Source organism: Blautia sp. HCP28S3_G10 (genome assembly GCF_052065235.1).
Lineage (GTDB): Bacteria > Bacillota > Clostridia > Lachnospirales > Lachnospiraceae > Blautia_A.
This window is the reverse complement of the sequence record NZ_JBQHUL010000001.1, coordinates 64,922-85,436: the sequence shown is the minus strand read 5'-3', so window position 1 is coordinate 85,436 and position 20,515 is coordinate 64,922. Positions and strand designations below refer to the sequence as shown.

Here is a 20,515-nt window from a genome sequence, read left to right as displayed (position 1 = left end):
GCATACTTTGGCATCAAAAAGGGAGGCTGATCAATATCAGTCCTCCCTTAATTTTACTGCAGTAGCTGCCTGGCGCCGTCTGGCATCGTCCAGAGCAGCATAATGTTTCTTAGTAGTATTAACATCTTTATGTCCCAGAACATCAGCTACAAGGTAAATATCGCCTGTTTCCTGGTATAATGCAGTGCCATATGTACTGCGCAGTTTATGCGGAGTTATTTTCTTTGTTGTAGTGATTTCCCGGGCATATTTTTTTACCATATTTTCCACTGCCTGTATACCCATTCTTTTACGTTGGGAAGAGTAGAAGAGAGCATGTTCATGACCTGCCACAGGAGTAATTCCCTCACGGATCTCAAGATAACGACGAAGTGCTTTTTCAACCTCAGATCCAAAATAAACAACCATTTCATTTCCACCTTTTCGGGTGACTTTTATTCCATTATTTTTGAAATCAACATCTTCAATATCAAGACCTACACATTCAGAAACCCTGATTCCGGTTCCAAGAAGAAGCGTAACGATTGCGAGATCACGTTCTTTTGTTTTTTCATAATAGACACGTTTCTGACCACTGAGATTTTCTCCTCCATGTTCAATATAATCCAGAAGAAGTGCAACTTCATCAGTATCAAGGCGAATAATACTTTTATCATGTATTTTAGGAATGTCAACAAGGACTGTCGGATTTGACTGAATCATTTCACGTTTATAATAATATGCATAAAAACTGCGCAAAGCAGATATTTTACGTTTAAGTCCACGTTCACCGTTTGTTTCAAGTTTTCCGCCATTTTGATAAACTTTTAGATATTCCTGATATTCTTCGATATCAACAGCTTTGACCTGATCCAGAACATCAACAGTAAAATCAGTCATTTTGAAATTTCTGAAAGCCGGATTCTGATCAAGCAGAAACTGGAAAAAAATTCTGATATCATATGCATAGGAAATTCTGGTTTTTGTTGTAGTGGTCGCATCAATTGCCCGGAAATAATCCCTGCAAAAATCTGGAAGTGTATTCAGCACCTGCCGTAACTTCAGTGTATTTTCGATATCTGTATGTTCACGGTAAGTTGTTTTGTTATTGTTCATTATAATAATCCCTCCATGAATTTATTTCAACCTGTCAGCTGAAAAGAGCACTGATATAGATCTATACGACAAACCCGAGTTTTTCAAATAGATCTATATTTAAAGACAATTCCAGGTCTTTTCAGCCTGGAATGTCTACATAATTCAATGGATTCTTGTTCTTATCATTTACAAAAATGCCAAAATGCAAATGTGCGCCATAAGAATTTCCTGTATTTCCAACATATCCGATCAACTGACCTTTTTTTACGGTCTGTCCGACTTTTAGCTTTGCAAAACGCGATTGATGCATATATTCAGTTACCATACCATTATCATGAAGAATCTGTGTATAATTCCCTGCGCCGCCGCTTTTGGCAGTTGGAAGCATCAGATGAACCACTCCATCTGCCGCAGCATAAATCGGATCTCCCTTATTTGCCTTGATATCAATCCCCTTATGATTTGTAGATGCATTTGCACCCGGAGGCGTTCTTTTCCCAAAATGACTTGTAATAATATTATTTTTTGCATCAAGAGGCCACCGGAAATATTTATCCTTATAATCAGGAATCCAGGCGCCGTCTGCACCAACATAGTGTGTGCCGTCTATCCACTGATTTCGGGTCAAAACAGCTGTAGAACTGCTCAGGTAATAGTTTTTACCATCCACACTGATCCAGCCCATCTGTCGCTCTCCAGCGCTGTTAAAATAGTATGTATTACCGGATTCCGTATACCATCCGGTCAGAAGTTCTCCGTTTTTTCCGGCATAATAAGTTTTTCCATTGACAGTTACCCAGCCATTCTTAAAAAGTTTCCCGTTGCTGTCAAAACTGAACAGTCTGTGCTTATAGACGATTGTACAATTATCATAACGCTTTCCGGTTATAGGATCAAAAAAATAACGTGATTTATTGAGCGTTTGCCAGCCTTTTAACATTTTACCATCCGTTTTTCGAAAATAACGGTATGCATCATCCGGCTTATAAAATCCCTTCACAAAATGATATTTCGGTCCGGCAAAATATGTAGTTCCCTTCCTGGTCGTATACCAGCCATTTCGGATCTGAATTCCTGTAACAGGATCAAATGCATACCACTTTTTGCCTATTTTTACACGTCCACCGCAACGAACACCATTTTTATTAAAATAATAACGTTTCCCATTTATAAGAGCAAGCTTTTTACAGTACATTCGGCCATTTTTGCCAAAATAATATACTTTTCCCCTGACTTTACGCCAACCACGCATCATTTTACCGTTTTTTGTAAAAAAATATTTATGTCCGTCAACTGTTACAATTCCAGGCTTTGCCGCACCTGTGACGGTATTAAAATAATAACGTCCTCCATTTCGTCTGCGTACCCAGCCCTTTGCAGATACACCGTTTCTGTAATAATAATATACTCCCTTTCTAACTACAAAACGATTTCTTGCTGCAGCTTCAACTGATGTCGGTTCTTTCGAAATCATTCCACAGGCAAACACACAAAAAAAAGCTATAGCAAGTATAACAGGAAAAAATTTTTTCTTTTTCAATATAAATACTCCTTTGTAATTCAATCGATTATGAATTTGCTAAAATACGTTCATCAAGAATAATGGTAAAAGGGCCGTCATTAACCAGCGAAACCTTCATATCTGCGCCAAAAATCCCATTCTGGACAACAGGTACTACCTTCCGTGCTTCAGAAATCATATATTCATAAAGTTCTTCTGCCATAGCCGGTTCACCAGCTTCTACAAAACTCGGCCGATTACCTTTTCTGCAATTTGCATATAAAGTAAACTGTGATACCAGTAAAAGTTCGCCTCCGACATCTTTCAACGAAAGATTTGTTTTTCCATTTTCATCTTCAAAAATACGAAGTCCCAGAAGTTTTTTGAGATATTTGTCTGCAATTTCTTTTGTGTCATTATGTCCCGCACCAACAAAAACCAGAAAACCTCTGTTAATTTTTCCCACAGTTGTTCCCTCTACTTCTACTTCTGCATGGAGAACACGCTGGATAACGAGTCGCATAAACTTTCCCTCCTGTTAGTCAATATTCTTCTGTGCTTTACAAAACCCTGAAATAACATACAGAGATGATATCTCAGGGTTTCGATGATGGTTTTATTTGTGAATAGAATCAAAAATCTTGATTGCTTCAACGATTGTTTCAACAGAATGATCAATTCCAAGTTTGCTGCTGTCTATACAGAGATTATAACTCTTTGCCGCACCCCACTTTTTATTGGTGTAATAATTATAATAACTTGCACGGCTCTTATCAGTCTTTGTAATCATATCTTTGACTTCTTTCGGAGTCTTGTGATGTTTTGCTGACAGACGGTTAATTCTCCAGTCAAAATCAGCATGAACAAATACACTAAACATATTGTCCCAGTCTGCAAGTGCATAGTCTGCACAACGGCCAACCATTACGCATGGTCCCTCTCCGGCCAGTTTTTTGATCGCATCAAACTGTGCAAGAAAAATCTTGTGGTTCATAGGCATATCATTGAAGCCTGCTGATGAATAGCCAAAAGAATATGTATCCATTACAAGGGAATACAGAAAACTGTTTGTTGGTTTTTCATCATGATTCTCAAACAGTTCTTTACAGATACCGCTGTCATTGGCAGCATGCTCGAGAAGCTCTTTATCATAACATTTAATGCCAAAATAACTGGCGATTTCCTGTCCTATCTGACGTCCGCCGCTTCCATATTCTCTTCCGATCGTGATAATTGAATTAGTGCTGTTCATATGCTGTACACTCCCTTCAGTTTAAACTCAATAAACTTATTATATCGTATTTCAGAGAAAAAACCAACTATTTTCTCAGTTTATCAAGAAGTTTCAGAAAATAATCCGGGAGTGGCGCTTCAAATTCCATATATTCACCGGTCACTGGATGGACAAAACCAAGAATCATTGCATGAAGTGCCTGTCCCTGCAAATGATAGGGATTTTTTGATGAGCCATAAACTGTATCTCCAAGAAGAGGATGTCCAAGACTCGCCATATGGACACGTATCTGATGTGTACGTCCTGTCTCAAGGCGGCATTCGATATAAGTTGCCTGCCCAAAACGTTCCAGCACTTTATAATGTGTAACCGCATTTTTACCGTTTTTATGATTTACAGCCATTTTTTTACGATCTGTAGGATGACGCCCAACAGGTGCATCCACCGTACCCTCATCTTCTTTCAGATTTCCCTGAACAATGGCCCTGTAACGTCTTTTTATACTGTGTTCCTTTAACTGCTCAGCAAGATTTCTGTGCACAGTATCTTCTTTGCAGATAAGAAGTGCCCCTGTAGTATCTTTGTCAATTCTGTGTACAATTCCCGGCCTGAGGACACCATTGATACCCGAAAGGTTTTCTCCGCAATGCGCCATTATCGCATTTACAAGGGTACCTTCCAGATGGCCGGCACTTGGATGTACAACCATATCTTTCGGCTTGTTTACAACCATCAGCCACTGATCTTCATACAGAATATCCAGTGGAATATTTTCAGGACGTATATCAGGCTCCTGGGGATCCGGAATTGCCATAGAAATCTGATCCGCAGTCTGTACTTTATAATTGGCCTTGACAACAGTATTATTTACGCATACAGCCCCTTCCTTTAAAAGTTTCTGTATATAAGACCGTGAAAAATCCGGGCACTGCTCTGCCAGATATCGATCTATCCGACAGGCTCTGTCTTTTTCTTCCGGAATGAAATTCAAAGTTTCCATAAACTATCCTTTTTTATTTATATGTTTTGGTAAAATAAATTCAAAATCCTCATCTTTGTATCGAAAGAGCACCACAAGAACCAGTGCAATTCCGCCACAGACAACGAAAATATCAGCCAGGTTAAATACAGGAAAATCAATCAGACTGAAATAAATAAAATCAATAACATATCCATGTGAAAGCCTGTCAATAAAGTTTCCAAGGGCGCCGGCAGCAAGAAATGCCCCTATCACCATCAACGGACGATAATAAGGTGTTTTTGGAATTCTGATCAAAAGGTAAAAAAGGAAAATACAAAATGCAATACTCAGGATAAGAAAAAGTATCTGCTTTCCCTGGAGCATGCCAAATGCCATTCCTTTGTTTTCCAGATAGTTTAGTTCCAGCACATCTGGAATAATGGAAATACCAGACTGATTTTTCAGATTTACAACTGCAAGTTTTTTGGTAACCTGATCGGCAATAATAAGAAGCATGGTACTTATCAGCCAGAAACATGTAGCTCTTATGGAATAAATAGTCAGAGTCTGTTTTTCATTCATGAAAGAATCTCCCTGATACCTTCCAGCATTTCCAGATCTGACACAGTTTTATCTATAAAACTATGTCCTATTCCATCCATAAGAATAAATTTAATCTGTCCCTGCTCCATTTTTTTGTCTTTTTTGGTAGCAGCCAGAACTGCTTCCGCAGTAAGCCCCTCCACATGTTGCGGAAGCCCGTATATTTTACAGCCATTTGAAATCTGCTGAAATTCTTCCTCAGTCAGTAATCCGCGGTTCAGAGAAATTTTCGCTGCAGCAATCAGTCCCACAGCTACACACTGTCCATGAAGCAACTGAAAATCCATGAGCTTTTCTACTGCATGTCCAACAGTATGACCAAGATTAAGAAGTGCACGTTCGCCCTGTTCTTTAGGATCCCTTTCTACAACACCTGCCTTGATCTCGCAGCACCTTCTTATCATCTGAGCCAGTAATTCCGTATCCAGCTCCTGGATTTTCTTCTCATTTTTGCAGACAAAATCATAGAAATCCCTGTCACAGATAAGCCCTGTTTTCAGAACTTCACCCATACCACAGGCAAACTGTACCCCCGGAAGAGATTTCAATGTATTCATATTCATATAAACAAGTCTGGGCTGGTGAAAAGCACCCACCATATTCTTATACTGATCAAAATCCACACCTGTTTTGCCACCTACACTACTGTCAACCTGCGAAAGTAATGTTGTAGGAACCTGAATAAATTCAATTCCTCTCAGATATGTGGCAGCTCCAAAACCGGAGAGATCCCCGACAACACCACCGCCAAGTGCAACGACAATGCTTTTACGGTCGGCTTTGTTTTCAATAAGAAATCTATAAAGAGACTGGACTGTATTAAGATTTTTATTTTTTTCTCCTGCTTCAAATGTAAAAACAGAAATTCTGGAAGAAATTCCGGAAAGAACAGATTTTACCTTTTCAGCGTAAAGAGGTCCGACATTTGTATCAGTTACAATACAGAAATGTCGATTTTCAAGTCCCTGTTCCATAATAGCATCTGCAAGTTTATCAAACCCATCCTCAAAATGAATCGGATAATAAAAATCTCCGGTTCTTTTTACATTAAGCACATCTGTTTTCATAATAACCTCCTCTGTTACTGATACCGAAGCAGTTTCACACTGTTTCTGCCCTTTTTTGTCTGTCTGGTAACACCTTCATAACGAAAACGGCCTTTTTTACGGACCGAAATAATATCGCCCTCTTTAGGCTCATATCCATTCGAAGTAATCAGTTTTCCATTTACAAAAACCTGACCTCCCTCAATAAAAGATACCATGCTGCTTCTGGAAGTTTGAAAAGCAAGTGCGATCAACGCATCCAGTCTTACAGAAGAACAGGTTCCGGTAATCAGCTGAAAAGAAGGTTCCGGTATATGTTCTGGATTATCTACTTTTTCGATCAAAACCGACGTATGACGTATTTTATCCAGATTATCTATTATATAATCCGCAATTTTATTATGGCAGAACATCCAGGCAATTTTATCCTGAATAAGAATATCTCCTATTACAGAACGCTCAATTCCAAGATTAAGAACTGCTCCCAGATAATCTCTGTGTGTCAGTTCTTCTGAAAATCGGACTGCTTTGGGCTGGATTTTCAGACAGGTGATCGGATATTCCCATGGAAAAGCAAGAGCATCAGAATGAAATGCCATCATCTGACGCTCTGCTTGTGAGTAACCGCCAAAGCATTCTATCTCTACGCCAGGTATCTGATTTTTGCGGTCATTTACAATATTCTGTTCATTTAAATTAAGAAAATCCGAAAAGGTGACAATATCTCTCTGATAAGAGAGATTTGCCAGTTCCCGGATTCTCTTTATAAAGAATTCGTCTTTTTCCATTTATCAGTATCCTGCGCGTACAGAAGGAACCGGAGTACTTCCAAGGATATTCTGAAGGTCACCGGTAATGTCAACGTTATAAGGTCCCAATACAAAAATATAACTGGATACCTTCTGAAGACTTCCACCAAGTGAATAACATGCACCGGAAGTAAAATCAATAATTCTCTGGGCAAGTTCCATATCAAGACCTTCAAGATTCAGAATAACTGTAGAATTATCTACAAGTGTATCCGCTATTTCACGTGTATCTTCCATAGAAGTCGGTTTTATCACACATACTTCCATATTAGATGCCTGAGCTCCCTTTCTGCTGCTACGCATAGGTGTAATCTTGGATGAAGTTCGTACAGGCTTGTCCTGTTTAACAGATATCTTGGCAGATGCAACAGGTTTTGCAGCAGATTTGGAGGTCAGCTGTTCCGGTTCATCATCGGCATCATCATAATCATCAAAATCTTCTTCATCTTTCTTTTTTCCAAATTTCTGGAAGAATTTTTTGACAGGTTTTTCTTCGTCATCAAGGAAATCGTCATCTTCATCATCCAGAAGATCATCATCCAGAAATTCATCATCATCGTAATCATCATTCAGTTTCACAGCATCAAGAAGTTTATCTAAAACACCCATTATTAATCTCCAATCTTATTGTCTTGTAGTTATCGCAAATAGTTTCTTTCTCCAAAGATACCAGTTCCGACACGTACCATTGTAGAGCCTTCTTCGATGGCAACCTGATAATCACCGGTCATACCCATACTCAAAACACTCATATTAACATTATTAATGTTTTTTGCGTCAATGTCAACACTTAATTTCTTTAATTGACGGAATACCGCGCGGTTTTCCTCGGGATTTTCTACGTATGGAGCTATTGTCATAAGTCCCATTATTTTTATATGAAGAAACTTTGCAATTGATTCCACAAGCGGCAGAACCTCTGAAATTTTCAGTCCAAATTTACTCTCTTCCTGTGCCACATTGACCTCAAGAAGAATCGGTACAGTCACCTGATGTTTTGCAGCTTCCTGCTCAATTGTTTCAGCCAGACGTAAAGAATCCACCGAATGGATCATTGCAACCTTATCAACAATATATTTAACCTTATTACGCTGAAGATGCCCGATCATATGCCAGTTAATATCAGCCGGCAGCTGAGGATACTTGTCCATGATCTCCTGCACTTTATTTTCTCCAAAACAGCGTTCACCTGAATCATAGGCGTCCTGAAGCATAGATACAGGTTTTGTTTTACTGACAGCAATAAGAGTAACCTCTTTTGGATCCCGTCCAACTGCCCTGCAGGCTGCTTCTATGTTACTGTGTACTGTTTTTAAATTTTCAGTTATCATTTTTATGCCTCCTGATCAATACAAAATTTCTTCTTCATTTACCTTATCTGCATTTCTGACAATATGGTCATAACGTGACAGTCCATAATCCGTATTTCTGGATACAATAGCATATTCCTCATTCTGATCCAGAATTTCAATTCTGCGGAAGACTGCATACCCCTGGTTGATACAGTACACACCTTCCAGAACTCCCACGTCACTGACTGTATAATGACTCTGATCCTTCTGACTCACAATCACATCGCCCTCGTTGAAATCCTTCTTGTCCACATAATACAAAGTACTTGTCGATTCTTCCTCTGTCTGCCCTCCTGAACCGTCATCTTCTTTGCTGGCATATATGGTAGTGTGTACAAAGGTATCAACATCTTTTCCGTTTTTATCTCTGCTCTGGACGATAAAACCTGTTTCCTGACTGTCCTGATTTGTTGTGGCATACTTTGACGGAATAACATAAAACTCCTTTGTCACAATAGAAGATAACGGAACTTTCAGACCTGTAACAGTATTTGTTACAAGCTCTATTTCAAGGAAACGGTCAGATGCATATCGAATCAGTCCCTTATTAAAATCAATCCGCCCATACTTCGAACCATCAATCTCAATAATACTGAAATCACCGCTTTGTGTCATGGAATCTTTCTGGAATTTGACACGTACAACCGTTCTGTCAGCAAGTTTCGAAGCCTGCTTTTCAGTCAGTGGAATGACCAGACTCCATTTTTCATCTGTGATCAGTGTATAAACGCTGTCACCCGTCTTTATGGAATTCTGTGTTTTAAGATCTGTTTCATGATATGCATTCTGATCAAAATCTGAAGCTGTCAGTGATTCTACGCTTTTTCCCTCATAACCATCTTTGGAATAAAGGACAATCCCGTCATTGGCCGCTTTACTGATCGTCTGATTACCATAAGTAACAACAGAAGTTGTGCCATCTTCAGAGGTACTTACTGAATTCCCTGTCACTCCGGCATATTGAAGTATATTTCCCTCCAGTTCATATTTAAAACTGTAGGTTGTATTAAATTTGCTACCGTTAAATCCCTTTGAAAAACTGAGCATCTGATTTCGGATAGATGCCAGATTTTCGCTGCTCAGTTCTGTACTGGATTCTGTCTTTTGGGAACTGCTGATTCCATATACAGCACCATCTGCATTAATCTTTGATCCCTCCCGGGCATAATATGTAATATAACCGGAGGTATCTGCCTTCTGCACAGATTCTTCCCTTATCGCAAGGCCTGTATAAGTTTCATTTCTGGATAACGGTCCTGATATAACCTGATAAGATTCAATATTTGTAGAAGTCAGATAAAGTACTGCACTGAACAGCATATATATAAAAAGCATACCAAAAAGCATGGTTCCTATATTCATGCTGAATATCTTTCTGATTTTTTTTAAAATGCCGGAAGGCTGCACGGCGTTCTTCTGAATATTAGGCAAAAAAATGCCTCCTTTATATAATTCATAAAATCAAATACTAAAACATTGTACCATTTTCTTTCCGACATGACAAGAAAAAACCGGCTATTGTTGCCGGCGATAACCATTATTGCGAACATACTTTCCGAATATCCGTTTGCTTTTCCTGAAGTAATATGATATACTACCTGTAATAAGGTTAGATTCGTTAATTGGAGGTATCATTATGGCATACGGCAGAATCAGTAAAAAACAACAGGAAATCCTGGATTATATTAAAAATGAAATTCTCAACAGAGGTTTTCCTCCTGCTGTCAGAGAAATCTGTGAGGCAGTTAATCTGAAATCCACTTCCTCTGTACATTCTCATCTTGAAGCTCTTGAAAAAAACGGTTATATTCGACGTGACGCAACAAAACCACGTGCAATTGAAATTATAGATGATAATTTTAATCTCACTCGCAGGGAAATGGTAAATGTTCCTCTTGTCGGCACTGTTGCTGCCGGACAGCCAATACTGGCAGTTGAAAATATTGAAGCTTACTTTCCTGTACCAGCAGAATATATGCCCAATGAACAGAGTTTTATGTTAAAAGTCAAAGGGGAAAGTATGATAAATGCCGGTATCTTTGACGGAGATCAGGTTCTTGTAAAGCAACAGAGTTCTGCTTCCAATGGTGACATTGTAGTTGCTCTTATCGAAGATGCAGCAACAGTTAAAACCTTTTATAGAGAAAATGGATATATCCGCCTCCAGCCTGAGAACGACTCCATGGATCCGATTCTTGTAGAGGGAGATGTTCAGATCCTGGGCAAAGTATTCGGAGTTTTTCGATTTTATAATTAAACAGTTCAGACAAAAGTGAGGTATTGCAATAATGATCATGTCGATCTAAATTGCAATATCTCTTTTTTTGCGCTGTTAGTTTACATAATTTTATTATTGTGAACTATTACTGTAAATACTCTTCTGTGTCCAGAACTTTTCCATCGCCCCATATTCTTTCCAGATCATAAAAAAGTCTGTTTTCCTCGTCAAAAATGTGAATGATCATGTCACCATAGTCCATCAGAATCCAGTTGGAGTTTCTGGTTCCCTCAATCTGTTTTGGTTCATAGCCTGCTTTTGCAAGTGTTTCTTCAGCATTGTCTGCCATTGCCTGTACCTGATTCTGGTTTGTTCCACTGGCAATAACAAAATAATCTGCAATAACAGATACTTCATGAATATCAATTATCTTGATATCCTTTGCTTTTTTGTCATCCATGGCTTTGCAGGCAAGGCGTACCATTTCCTGTTCTCTTGTCATAGAATTAACTCCTTTTCTGTTCGATCTCTCTTCTGTCATGTAGGTCACTGTAAAAAGTAAACGCTTCCTTGGTAGCGCCATCAACATCACCCGGATTTTCATCAAGATAGGCAAGTGTATCATGCAGGATCTTGTACATACATTCATCCAGATCCTGAAATGCCAGTTTGCGGATTTCAGTAAGATTTGACGCTTTGTTTCGTGCAGGTTCAATATAATCTGCGATATATACGATTTTTTCCAGGAGAGTCATATCCGGTTTTCCTGTTGTGTGCCAGGTAATAGCAGAAAGGACTTCCGGATCTGTAACACCGTATTTCTTTTCTGCAATATATGCGCCTAATTTTGCATGAAGTAAAAACGGATGATCTTTTTCAAAGTCCGAAACCGGAATTTTATTCTGTTCACATATCTTCAATTTCTTTTTGTTTGAAATACATTTTGCACTGTCATGAAGGAGACCTGCTATCTGCGCAGTTTTCAGATCACAGTCATAGACCATCGCCAGTGCTGCACATGTATACATAACACCAAGAGTATGGGCAAATCTGGCTTCATCCAGATATTTTGCGAGTTTTTTCTGAATTTTGATGAAATCATAATCAGCCATTATATTTATTTTCTCCTTTTGTTGAAAGATAAATATTATTCTCTCTGATATAATCAATCACTGCATCAGGTACATAATAACGAAGACTTCTTCCTTCCTGATGCCACTGACGTATCAGCTGACTGGAGATATCAATATTCAATGTGTTCAGTCTCAGAAAGTGACCGTCATATTGATGAGAAAGATATTTCATTTCATCTTCCAGTTCTTTTGATGGAACATGATCCCTTGTTGCAACTACAATGGTACATGCCCTGCATATTCGGGCAGGTTCACGCCATGTTGTAAAATCATACAGAGAATCAGCACCTATGATAAAATAGTAATCAGTATCTGGATTCTGTCTGTTCATAGCTTCCAGTGTACGATAAGAATAGGAAAACCCTTCTGCATTCATTTCGATCAGTGATAATTCAAAATGAGGATTACCAGAAATAGCTTTTTCGACCATAGCAACCCGCTGCTTATCTGTTGCACGTCCCTCACGATGCTGTTTATGAGGTGGATTTCCGGCAGGCATAAACAGCACTTTGTCCAGCCCAAGCTGTTCGTATGCCCTTTCACCGAGGATGAGATGTCCTACATGGATAGGATCAAATGTTCCACCCATAATTCCTATTTTTTTTCGTCTGATATTCATATCTTATCCTTTCCGGAAATTATGGAAGAATTATTTTTTTCTTTTCTTTTTTGCCTTCTCTGTACAGAACAATTTTTCTTCCGATTACCTGCACAATCTGAGAACGAGTTCTTTCCGCAAGAACCTCTGCCATCTGACGCGGATCATCCAGACAGTTCTGAAGGACACTGATCTTAATGAGCTCACGAGCTGCCAGAGCTTCATCAACTGCAGCCGTATTTTCAGGAGTCACACTGCCCTTTCCAAGCTGCATGATCGGTTCCATTTTCATTGCAAGGCTTTTTAAATAAGCTCTCTGTTTACTTGTCATGTTTCTGACCTTTCTATTTATAATAATCAAAATCAAATCCGTACATACGGACTGTATCGCCTTCCTGAATGCCTGCTTCTTCCAGTTCCTCCAGTATTCCACTTTCTTTGAGGAAACGCTGGAAAAATGCAAATCCTTTTTCGGAATCAAGATTAGTATATCCAAGCATCTTTTCAATCTTTGGTCCTTCAACTACAAAGACAGAACGATCTTCTTCGTCAACGGAAATCGTATATGGAAGATTTTCTGTAACAAGAGCATCCTCCGGAAAGAATTCCTGCTCAAATACAATTCTTTCAGCAGGTACTTCATTCAGAAGAGCTTTGATACCATATAGAAGCTCTTTCAACCCCTGACCTGTAACTGCAGATATCGGATATACTTTAATTCCCTGCGGTTCAAATTCTTTTTTCAAACGTTCAACAGGATTGTCATTTTCGTCAAAAATACAGTCAATTTTGTTAGCTGCAATTATCTGAGGTCTGGAAGCAATCTCAGGATTATAGGCTTCCAGTTCATGATTGATCTTTCTGATGTCATCCACAGGATCGCGGCCCTCTGTAGATGCAGCATCCACAATGTGTACCAGCACACGGGTACGTTCAATATGGCGGAGAAATTCATGCCCAAGCCCAACACCTTCTGAAGCACCTTCGATCAGACCTGGAATATCAGCAATAACAAATCCGCCGTTTTCGGTATCCACAACACCAAGATTCGGACTTAATGTTGTAAAATGATAATTGGCGATCTTCGGCTGTGCATTGGTAACTCTGGAAAGAAATGTAGATTTTCCAACATTCGGGAATCCTACAAGACCTACATCTGCAATAACTTTAAGTTCCAAGAGAACTTCAAGTTCCTGTGCAGGCTGTCCAGGCTGTGCATATTTTGGAACCTGCATTGTTGCTGTAGCATAATGCTGATTTCCCTTTCCGCCTCTTCCACCTTTTAATACGATCTGTCTCCGGTTTTCTCCGGACATATCTGCAATTACCTTACGGGACTGTGCTTCCATTATAACGGTTCCTTCCGGAACTTTAAGGACAATATCAGATCCGTCGGCACCATGGCAGCGCTTTTTGCCGCCTTCCTGCCCATCCTGGGCCTTGAATTTACGTTTGTGCCGGTATTCTCCCAGAGTATTCTGACCTTCATCTACTTCAAAGATCACATCTCCGCCTCTTCCGCCGTCCCCGCCGTCCGGACCGCCATTAGGTACGTACAACTCTCTGCGGAAGCTTACATGTCCGTCTCCGCCTTTTCCTGAACGGATGATGATTTTTGCTCTGTCTGCAAACATATGTCGCTCCTTACTTTTATATCTAAAGAAAGGCTCCAAACCTGAACGATTTGAAGCCTCACGCTGAACTTGATTATTCTGCCTCTACCGGAACGATAGAAACCTGTTTCTTATCGCGTCCTTTTCTGGTGAATCTAACTACACCATCTGTCAGTGCAAATAATGTATAGTCTTTACCACAGCCTACGTTCACGCCTGGGTGAATCTTAGTTCCACGCTGTCTGTAAAGGATGTTACCAGCTTTTACAAACTGTCCGTCTGCTCTTTTGGCACCTAATCTCTTAGATTCGGAGTCACGGCCGTTCTTTGTAGAACCAACACCTTTTTTATGTGCGAATAACTGAAGGTTCATTTTCATCATGTCGTTACACCTCCCTGACTTTTACTTTTAGATAACGATTTGAATAACTATGTTGAATTTCTGTCAGCCCGAGAATCAGAGAATCCATCAAAAGCGTCCCGCCTTCTGAAACCGGCTCGGTAAATGTAAAAGATACGAAACCATCGTCTTCTTTCACTTCGATATGGTCTCCTGTCAGTCGTTCCAGTGAATTAACCGTATTAATAACAAGAACAGAAACTGCAGCACATATAATGTCCTGTCCCTCTTCTGCATAACCGGCATGCCCTCTGGAAGTAAAACTGATATAGGAATTCTGTTTCCTGCTGACTGTCACTGTAATCATGCAAACACCAGATTATGCGTTGATCTTTTCAATTTTAACTTTTGTAAACTGCTGTCTGTGACCGTTTTTCTTGTGATATCCAGTTTTTCTTTTGTATTTGTAAACGATAACTTTTTTAGCTTTTCCGTTTTCAACTACAGAAGCGGTAACACTGGCATTTTCAACATCTGCTCCAACCTTTAATCCGTCATTGCTGACTGCAAGTACATTGTCAAATGTAACGGTTTCACCAGCTTCAACACCGAGCTTTTCAACTCTGATTACGTCGCCCTCGGCAACTTTGTACTGTTTACCACCTGTTGCAATAATTGCGTACATCTGTGGCACCTCCTATAATCTTTACTCGCCAAATATGGTGGTATGAGTAATTTTACTGTAAAAACTCACACTCTTAAACCTCTTTGTGCGGCATCTGTTGTATCTTAGCATCCATTTCATGATTCGTCAAGAGGTTTTATTTGCTTTTTTAATATAATTTTCATTTTCGCAGACGTCATTCACAAATCATACGTATGTCTTCGATTACAGGCCTGTTGACTTTTTGCCTTGTCATTTCAAGAATATGAAGAGGCGTAATATCTACAGCCCTGGTTTTTACCGGATCTCTGCGAAGATATTTCTGCAGAACATGAAACAGTTCATCCTGATGATCCGGATTTTTCATATTGATAAAATCCACCAGTATAATTCCTGAGAGATTACGAAGACGAATCTGCCTTGCGATCTCTTCGGCGGCCTCCAGATTTATTTTACGGTAAGTCTCTTCTGCCTTTTTCTTTCCGGTATATTTTCCACTGTTTACATCTATGGAAACAAAAGCCTCTGTCTGCTGAATCACAAGAAATCCACCACTTTTCAGCCAGACTTTTTCATGACATATTTCATCGAAAGCTCCCTCCAGATTATACAGCTTATATAATGGAAGAAGTTTATCCTGATACAGATGAAGCAGCTGTATCTCATCAGAATCCTGTTGCTCCAGAGATTCTTTTATTCTGTCATAAAATTCCGGAATGTCCGTAACAATCTCTTCCAGTTCTTTTGTATAGGTATTTCTTACTGCTGTCAGATAAAAAGGTTCTGATTCATATAAAAGGCTGAAGCAGGTCCGGCTGCGTCCGAAAACAACTGTTTTTTCATACTGTTTTTTCAGCATATCCAGTTCGCGAAAGAATTCTTCTTTAGATGCCTCCGCACTGTTCGTCCGGACAATGATACCATAAGTGCGATTCTCGTCATTTCGTTCTTCTTCCAGCCAGTTATTAAGGATTCTACATTCTTCTTTTGAAAGCTTATTTGAAAAACCAATTTTCTGATTTCCCGAAGTAAGTACCAGATACTTACCTGAAAAATTCAGATTTGACGTAAGCGCAGGAAGTTTTCCTTTCATGGCCTCCCTGCTGATCTGCACAAGTATCTCATCTCCCGGACGAAGTGCGGACTCCTTTTTTCGTCCATCTGTATATATAACCTGCTCGGCCTGATTCAACGGCAGATAACCATTAAAGTCCTGGCCCAGGCGGACAAAAGCAGCCTGAATATTCGCAGCAATTTTTTCAACCTGGCCTACATAAATGTTATTTAATGCAGTAGTAACCCCAACAGGTTTCAGGTGTATTTCAACAACCTTCTGATCATGTATATGTGCACATACAGTACATGACTTACCATTTATCTGCATTTTCGTGATTATGAGTTTACTCAACCTTATCACCTAACGCTTCCAGTGAAACAAACCTCGGAGATTCTTCGTTTCCCTTATTTGCATACACTTCCCTGCGCTCGATCATATACGCGAAAGCTTTCGGTTCTTCTCCCAGCCACTTCAGAAAAGTATCAAGAACAAGTTCAGGTTTCGTATAATTGGAACTTGCAGATGCAAGCTGCATAAACACCCCATTGTCCACAGCATGCATCTTATAAATAAATGGACGGATGTCTATTATTTTTTCGCTGCGTTTTGTTTTCTTTGTGACTGTTATCTCACTCTGTTCAAGAAATTCAGGAATATGCTTCTGCCAGTCATAATCTGACGGCTCTTTTCCCTCACGGAAACATACAAAATAATCTGCTGCTGCAACAAGAGCCATAGCTGTACTGGCTTTTCCATCTTCTACCTGTCTGGCAGAACATACAGTAACGCCAGACACCATCGCATCATTAAGACGCTGTTCTATAATATCTGTAGGAACTGTCTCTGTAAGTTCCATATCAAAATATTCTCCCTGGCTTGTAGTCCCAACACCTAAAGGCGCTGCAAACGACATTATCATGTGCGGACTGTAGCCGCCCGAAAAAGCAACCGGAAGATTTGCCCGGCGAATAGCCTTCTGAAAATAGCGCATAGTATCCAGATGACCAACAAATTTCATATGTCCGGTCTTGGTAAATTTAATTCTTACCTTCACAGCATACACCTCCTTTATATTTGCGGACTCCACAGCCAGAACATCTCTGGCGGCAGTTAGGAGTAACTGTTTCTGCCTTTGCCTGATTCCATTCACGAATCAGGAATTCTTTTGTAACACCGGCATCAATAAAATCCCACGGAAGTATTTCATCTGTACTGCGTTCACGAAGTGTATAAAACTCTATATCAACGCCGGTTCCTCTGAAGGCTTCTTTCCAGATATCATAGTTAAAACTTTCAGACCAGGCATCATACAGGGCCCCTTTCCTGTATGCGCTGAGAATGACATCTGAACATCTGCGGTCTCCTCTTGCAAGGAAGCCCTCCAGTACTGTTACATCCGGCTCATGCCAGCTGTAACGGATACTTCTCTGGTTCAACTGGGAGCGTATCTCATTTTTGACAATTTTAGCCTTCTCGATAAAATCTTCTTCCCTGAACATAGGTGCCCACTGAAACGGAGTAAAAGGTTTCGGAACAAAAAAAGACGTACTCACATTAATCTGGACTTTTCCTTTACGCTGTTCCTTGGGTACTGTCTCATAGTAAGTCTCGGCAATCCTCTGTGCAAGATGGGCAATACCCTTCATATCATCTTCAGTTTCTGTAGGAAGTCCAAGCATAAAATACAATTTAACCTGATTCCATCCGCCTTTGAATGCCTCTCCGGCACCATGAAGGATATCTTCCTCTGTGAGGCCTTTGTTAATAACATTGCGAAGTCTCTGAGAACCGGCTTCAGGAGCAAAAGTAAGACTGCTCTTTTTTACATCCTGAACTTTGCTCATTACATCAAGGGCAAAAGCATCAATACGAAGAGACGGCAGAGAAATATTAACTGCCTCTTCGCGAAATTCATCAATCAGGAAGTTTACAATTTCTTTCAGATGACTATAATCACTGGAACTTAACGAACTTAATGAAATCTCCTCATGTCCGGTATTCTGAATCATAATTCTTGCAGACTCTTTTAATTTGTTGACATCACGTTCTCTGGTAGGCCGGTAGATCATGCCCGCCTGACAGAAACGACATCCACGGATACAGCCTCGCTGGATTTCCAGAGTAACTCGATCCTGGGTTGCCTTTATATGAGGTACCACAGGTGCTTCCAGATTGTTATAATCACGATCCATATCGATCACCAGCTGTTTTTCGACAGTTGCAGGTACATTATCATGATTTGGCACAAACGAAGCAATCGTACCATCTTCATTATATGAAACATCATAGAGAGACGGTACGTAAATTCCCGGAATCTGTGCTGCTCTTAAAAGGAAATCCTGTCTGCTGCCGCCAAGTTTTCTGTTTGCTTTATATGCCTCAAAAAGTGCATCATATACGACCTCTCCCTCTCCAATATAAAAAAGATCAAAAAACTCTGCCAGAGGTTCCGGATTATAAGCACATGCGCCACCACCGATCACGATCGGATCATTTTCCTCACGATCTTTTGCAAGCAAGGAAATTCCGCTGAGATCCAGAAGCTGAAGTACGTTTGTATAACACATCTCGTACCCAAGGGTAATTCCAAGAAAGTCAAATTCCTTTACCGGATCCTGTGATTCCAGAGTAAAAAGTGGAATTTTCTGCTCACGCATGATCTTATCAAGATCTGTCCATGGTGAAAACAGTCTTTCACACCATACGTCATTTCTTTTATTAAACATGTCATAAAGGATCATCATCCCAAGGTTAGACATTCCTATTTCATAGACATCCGGAAATGCCATCGCAAATCGGATATCTACCTCATTTTTATTCTTCATAACAGAGTTGACCTCGCCGCCAATATAGCGGGCAGCTTTGTCAATCTGCAGAAGTATTTCATCGCACAATGCTAATTTTCTCATAGTTTTCCTTTCGAAGGTTCATATATAACAGGTTACATGAAGAGATATTTCTTCACAGTATTCCTATTATATATGGTTTATACGGGGAATTCAAGCAAAAAAGAAATATCATATAAACACCAATTATTATTGTAAAAATTAATGATCCAAGAGGAATTTTTTATCATTCATCGCATGTTTTCTCCAATATACAGCCCTCCGGTGCATAATTTTCAAACAGCCAGTCTTCCAGTGCATTTAAATTATTATCCGAATGTTCAATCTCTCTTGCATAACGCCAGGTAATTTCTTCTACGTCCTGCATTGAAAGTGTTTTCCCGTTTTCCAGCCACCGTACGATCAGGAATTCCTGAATCCACCGTACAGAAAATAATGCAAGTTCCATTTTTGAACATACCATATCATCATAGACAGCTCCACAGAAATATGTATAAACAAAAGACATCAGAAGCTGCTCTCCCAGATTTTCCCATTCTGCTTTGTGGCTGCTCAATGCTCCATACATTCGATGAAATCCTTCACAAACATGCTGGTATTTTTCCCGCCCTTCCTGATACAGCCATTTTTCAGCACCATCAAGTATCTGATTCCACTCCGGCCGCAGTCGTTCCAGGCCGCGGAGTACCTGCAGTTCTTTTTTCTGCTGTTCCCATTGATGAAGTGATGCCGCATTCACCCCTTTTCCAGAAAGACATTTCGATACAAAAACATGTAAAGTATTCTCTTTCTGATGACTCCGGCAGCACCTGAGAAGGTCATCTATATCAAATTCCCGTTGTTCTTCCATACAAATCTGAAACTGTTCTGCAAGCTGTTCAGCCACTGCCATACGGAGAGTTAACGAAAGAGAACGATCCTGCAAAACAGCAAAAAGAATATCACGGGTGTCTTCCAGCCTGGAAAACATCATAAAATCAAATTCCTCGAAATCATCTTCCTCGTCAGTTTCCTCTTCCAGAAACCGAATCGGCTCTTTGCAGGATAAAATGATCTTTGTCGCCTCCGGACAGGAAAAGGACAGAGACAGTTCCCTGAGGCCTTCATATTCTTCCGTGTGTCTCGGATACAAACGACAGGTATCACAAAGTGCATCTGCCCCAAGTACCCTGTAAATATCACACAGATTCTCATTATTCAAAAACGCACATCGGTGGTCATTCTGATAAAAGCACTCCTCTTCCCAGTCAATTGAATTACGCAGGATTTTCCCAAACTCGCCAGGTTCATTTCCATATCTGTCCAATGAGTCTTCATCAATCATAATCTGCCAGTCCGCACAGCAGGTATCCGGACAAGATCCTCCCGTACAAACAAAACTGTCATAAAAATAAGGTTTTAAATATCGCATCTTTTTTCCCTTTCTTTATTAATAATTAATTATAAGCCTTTGTACAAATGTG

Annotated in this window: 24 protein-coding genes; 1 reads left to right on the top strand and 23 read right to left on the bottom strand. The window is 39.9% G+C overall.

Going from position 1 to position 20,515, the window contains the following annotated elements:
• Nucleotides 1-36: 36 nt before the first annotated feature.
• The 11 genes from ACTNB8_RS00400 to ACTNB8_RS00350 form a co-directional block, all read right to left on the bottom strand.
• Entirely contained in the window at nucleotides 37-1,095 is a 1,059-nt protein-coding gene (locus tag ACTNB8_RS00400) for a tyrosine-type recombinase/integrase (RefSeq protein ID WP_441051295.1), read from the bottom strand.
• Between the two features lie 121 nt (nucleotides 1,096-1,216).
• Nucleotides 1,217-2,617, bottom strand: coding sequence for a peptidoglycan DD-metalloendopeptidase family protein (locus ACTNB8_RS00395; RefSeq protein WP_441051293.1), 1,401 nt, complete (start codon nucleotides 2,615-2,617; stop codon nucleotides 1,217-1,219).
• A gap of 28 nt (nucleotides 2,618-2,645) precedes the next feature.
• Entirely contained in the window at nucleotides 2,646-3,101 is a 456-nt protein-coding gene (gene dtd / locus ACTNB8_RS00390; RefSeq protein WP_441051290.1) for a D-aminoacyl-tRNA deacylase, read from the bottom strand.
• A 93-nt stretch (nucleotides 3,102-3,194) separates the two neighbouring features.
• A complete protein-coding gene (locus ACTNB8_RS00385) occupies nucleotides 3,195-3,830 on the bottom strand; it encodes an AAA family ATPase (RefSeq protein ID WP_441051289.1) in 636 nt (211 codons plus the stop codon).
• A gap of 67 nt (nucleotides 3,831-3,897) precedes the next feature.
• Nucleotides 3,898-4,812 carry an RluA family pseudouridine synthase gene (locus ACTNB8_RS00380; RefSeq protein ID WP_441051287.1) on the bottom strand — a complete coding sequence of 305 codons (915 nt, stop codon included), beginning with the start codon at nucleotides 4,810-4,812 and terminating at the stop codon, nucleotides 3,898-3,900.
• 3 nt (nucleotides 4,813-4,815) lie between these two features.
• Entirely contained in the window at nucleotides 4,816-5,355 is a 540-nt protein-coding gene (lspA, locus tag ACTNB8_RS00375) for a signal peptidase II (protein ID WP_441051285.1), read from the bottom strand.
• Nucleotides 5,352-6,443, bottom strand: coding sequence for a 3-dehydroquinate synthase (aroB, locus tag ACTNB8_RS00370; protein WP_441051283.1), 1,092 nt, complete (start codon nucleotides 6,441-6,443; stop codon nucleotides 5,352-5,354). Before aroB ends, lspA begins: the two co-directional genes overlap by 4 nt.
• 14 nt (nucleotides 6,444-6,457) lie before the next feature.
• Complete coding sequence (locus tag ACTNB8_RS00365; protein ID WP_441051280.1) at nucleotides 6,458-7,210, bottom strand: RNA-binding protein; 753 nt, start codon at nucleotides 7,208-7,210, stop codon at nucleotides 6,458-6,460.
• Nucleotides 7,211-7,213: 3 nt separating this feature from the next.
• Entirely contained in the window at nucleotides 7,214-7,840 is a 627-nt protein-coding gene (locus ACTNB8_RS00360; protein WP_441051278.1) for a cell division protein SepF, read from the bottom strand.
• 29 nt (nucleotides 7,841-7,869) lie between these two features.
• Complete coding sequence (locus tag ACTNB8_RS00355; RefSeq protein WP_441051276.1) at nucleotides 7,870-8,562, bottom strand: YggS family pyridoxal phosphate-dependent enzyme; 693 nt, start codon at nucleotides 8,560-8,562, stop codon at nucleotides 7,870-7,872.
• A gap of 15 nt (nucleotides 8,563-8,577) precedes the next feature.
• Entirely contained in the window at nucleotides 8,578-10,014 is a 1,437-nt protein-coding gene (locus tag ACTNB8_RS00350) for an HlyD family efflux transporter periplasmic adaptor subunit (protein WP_441051275.1), read from the bottom strand.
• Nucleotides 10,015-10,219: 205 nt separating this feature from the next.
• Here ACTNB8_RS00350 and lexA point away from each other — a divergent pair, with 205 nt between their 5' ends.
• Nucleotides 10,220-10,840 (top strand): transcriptional repressor LexA, encoded by a 621-nt coding sequence (gene lexA, locus ACTNB8_RS00345; RefSeq protein WP_441051272.1) that lies wholly within the window; start codon nucleotides 10,220-10,222, stop codon nucleotides 10,838-10,840.
• Between the two features lie 106 nt (nucleotides 10,841-10,946).
• Here lexA and rsfS read toward each other — a convergent pair whose 3' ends face one another.
• The 12 genes from rsfS to fliB form a co-directional block, all read right to left on the bottom strand.
• Nucleotides 10,947-11,303 (bottom strand): ribosome silencing factor, encoded by a 357-nt coding sequence (gene rsfS, locus ACTNB8_RS00340; protein WP_441051269.1) that lies wholly within the window; start codon nucleotides 11,301-11,303, stop codon nucleotides 10,947-10,949.
• Between the two features lie 4 nt (nucleotides 11,304-11,307).
• Nucleotides 11,308-11,913, bottom strand: coding sequence for a bis(5'-nucleosyl)-tetraphosphatase (symmetrical) YqeK (gene yqeK, locus ACTNB8_RS00335; RefSeq protein ID WP_441051266.1), 606 nt, complete (start codon nucleotides 11,911-11,913; stop codon nucleotides 11,308-11,310).
• A complete protein-coding gene (nadD, locus tag ACTNB8_RS00330) occupies nucleotides 11,906-12,553 on the bottom strand; it encodes a nicotinate-nucleotide adenylyltransferase (protein WP_441051264.1) in 648 nt (215 codons plus the stop codon). Before nadD ends, yqeK begins: the two co-directional genes overlap by 8 nt.
• A gap of 19 nt (nucleotides 12,554-12,572) precedes the next feature.
• Nucleotides 12,573-12,863, bottom strand: coding sequence for a ribosome assembly RNA-binding protein YhbY (gene yhbY / locus ACTNB8_RS00325; RefSeq protein WP_441051261.1), 291 nt, complete (start codon nucleotides 12,861-12,863; stop codon nucleotides 12,573-12,575).
• A gap of 13 nt (nucleotides 12,864-12,876) precedes the next feature.
• The gene (gene obgE / locus ACTNB8_RS00320; protein ID WP_441051258.1) at nucleotides 12,877-14,166 is read right to left on the bottom strand and encodes a GTPase ObgE; all 1,290 of its coding nucleotides are present in this window, start codon (nucleotides 14,164-14,166) and stop codon (nucleotides 12,877-12,879) included.
• A gap of 73 nt (nucleotides 14,167-14,239) precedes the next feature.
• A complete protein-coding gene (gene rpmA / locus ACTNB8_RS00315) occupies nucleotides 14,240-14,527 on the bottom strand; it encodes a 50S ribosomal protein L27 (protein WP_022067452.1) in 288 nt (95 codons plus the stop codon).
• A 4-nt stretch (nucleotides 14,528-14,531) separates the two neighbouring features.
• On the bottom strand, nucleotides 14,532-14,852 hold the full coding sequence (locus ACTNB8_RS00310) for a ribosomal-processing cysteine protease Prp (RefSeq protein WP_441051255.1): 321 nt from the start codon (nucleotides 14,850-14,852) through the stop codon (nucleotides 14,532-14,534).
• 12 nt (nucleotides 14,853-14,864) lie between these two features.
• The gene (gene rplU / locus ACTNB8_RS00305) at nucleotides 14,865-15,170 is read right to left on the bottom strand and encodes a 50S ribosomal protein L21 (protein ID WP_441051253.1); all 306 of its coding nucleotides are present in this window, start codon (nucleotides 15,168-15,170) and stop codon (nucleotides 14,865-14,867) included.
• 175 nt (nucleotides 15,171-15,345) lie between these two features.
• Nucleotides 15,346-16,566, bottom strand: a complete 1,221-nt coding sequence (locus ACTNB8_RS00300) for a ribonuclease E/G (RefSeq protein WP_441051250.1) — start codon at nucleotides 16,564-16,566, stop codon at nucleotides 15,346-15,348.
• Entirely contained in the window at nucleotides 16,550-17,260 is a 711-nt protein-coding gene (locus ACTNB8_RS00295) for a TIGR03936 family radical SAM-associated protein (protein WP_441051248.1), read from the bottom strand. Before ACTNB8_RS00295 ends, ACTNB8_RS00300 begins: the two co-directional genes overlap by 17 nt.
• Entirely contained in the window at nucleotides 17,244-19,115 is a 1,872-nt protein-coding gene (locus ACTNB8_RS00290; protein ID WP_441051245.1) for a TIGR03960 family B12-binding radical SAM protein, read from the bottom strand. Before ACTNB8_RS00290 ends, ACTNB8_RS00295 begins: the two co-directional genes overlap by 17 nt.
• Nucleotides 19,116-19,278: 163 nt before the next feature.
• Nucleotides 19,279-20,463 carry a flagellin lysine-N-methylase gene (fliB, locus tag ACTNB8_RS00285; protein ID WP_441051242.1) on the bottom strand — a complete coding sequence of 395 codons (1,185 nt, stop codon included), beginning with the start codon at nucleotides 20,461-20,463 and terminating at the stop codon, nucleotides 19,279-19,281.
• Nucleotides 20,464-20,515: the final 52 nt, after the last annotated feature.

Excerpts from the sequence above, each read along its gene's own strand:
- ACTNB8_RS00365 (WP_441051280.1), bottom strand. The coding sequence starts at position 7,210 with ATGGAAAAAGACGAATTCTTTATAAAGAGAATCCGGGAACTGGCAAAT.
- lspA (WP_441051285.1), bottom strand. The coding sequence starts at position 5,355 with ATGAATGAAAAACAGACTCTGACTATTTATTCCATAAGAGCTACATGT.
- lexA (WP_441051272.1), top strand. The coding sequence starts at position 10,220 with ATGGCATACGGCAGAATCAGTAAAAAACAACAGGAAATCCTGGATTAT.
- fliB (WP_441051242.1), bottom strand. The coding sequence starts at position 20,463 with ATGCGATATTTAAAACCTTATTTTTATGACAGTTTTGTTTGTACGGGA.
- obgE (WP_441051258.1), bottom strand. The coding sequence starts at position 14,166 with ATGTTTGCAGACAGAGCAAAAATCATCATCCGTTCAGGAAAAGGCGGA.
- rsfS (WP_441051269.1), bottom strand. The coding sequence starts at position 11,303 with ATGACAAGAGAACAGGAAATGGTACGCCTTGCCTGCAAAGCCATGGAT.
- ACTNB8_RS00380 (WP_441051287.1), bottom strand. The coding sequence starts at position 4,812 with ATGGAAACTTTGAATTTCATTCCGGAAGAAAAAGACAGAGCCTGTCGG.
- rplU (WP_441051253.1), bottom strand. The coding sequence starts at position 15,170 with ATGTACGCAATTATTGCAACAGGTGGTAAACAGTACAAAGTTGCCGAG.
- dtd (WP_441051290.1), bottom strand. The coding sequence starts at position 3,101 with ATGCGACTCGTTATCCAGCGTGTTCTCCATGCAGAAGTAGAAGTAGAG.
- ACTNB8_RS00355 (WP_441051276.1), bottom strand. The coding sequence starts at position 8,562 with ATGATAACTGAAAATTTAAAAACAGTACACAGTAACATAGAAGCAGCC.
- ACTNB8_RS00400 (WP_441051295.1), bottom strand. The coding sequence starts at position 1,095 with ATGAACAATAACAAAACAACTTACCGTGAACATACAGATATCGAAAAT.
- yhbY (WP_441051261.1), bottom strand. The coding sequence starts at position 12,863 with ATGACAAGTAAACAGAGAGCTTATTTAAAAAGCCTTGCAATGAAAATG.
- aroB (WP_441051283.1), bottom strand. The coding sequence starts at position 6,443 with ATGAAAACAGATGTGCTTAATGTAAAAAGAACCGGAGATTTTTATTAT.
- ACTNB8_RS00290 (WP_441051245.1), bottom strand. The coding sequence starts at position 19,115 with ATGAGAAAATTAGCATTGTGCGATGAAATACTTCTGCAGATTGACAAA.
- rpmA (WP_022067452.1), bottom strand. The coding sequence starts at position 14,527 with ATGATGAAAATGAACCTTCAGTTATTCGCACATAAAAAAGGTGTTGGT.
- yqeK (WP_441051266.1), bottom strand. The coding sequence starts at position 11,913 with ATGGCTGATTATGATTTCATCAAAATTCAGAAAAAACTCGCAAAATAT.
- ACTNB8_RS00385 (WP_441051289.1), bottom strand. The coding sequence starts at position 3,830 with ATGAACAGCACTAATTCAATTATCACGATCGGAAGAGAATATGGAAGC.
- ACTNB8_RS00360 (WP_441051278.1), bottom strand. The coding sequence starts at position 7,840 with ATGGGTGTTTTAGATAAACTTCTTGATGCTGTGAAACTGAATGATGAT.
- nadD (WP_441051264.1), bottom strand. The coding sequence starts at position 12,553 with ATGAATATCAGACGAAAAAAAATAGGAATTATGGGTGGAACATTTGAT.
- ACTNB8_RS00310 (WP_441051255.1), bottom strand. The coding sequence starts at position 14,852 with ATGATTACAGTGACAGTCAGCAGGAAACAGAATTCCTATATCAGTTTT.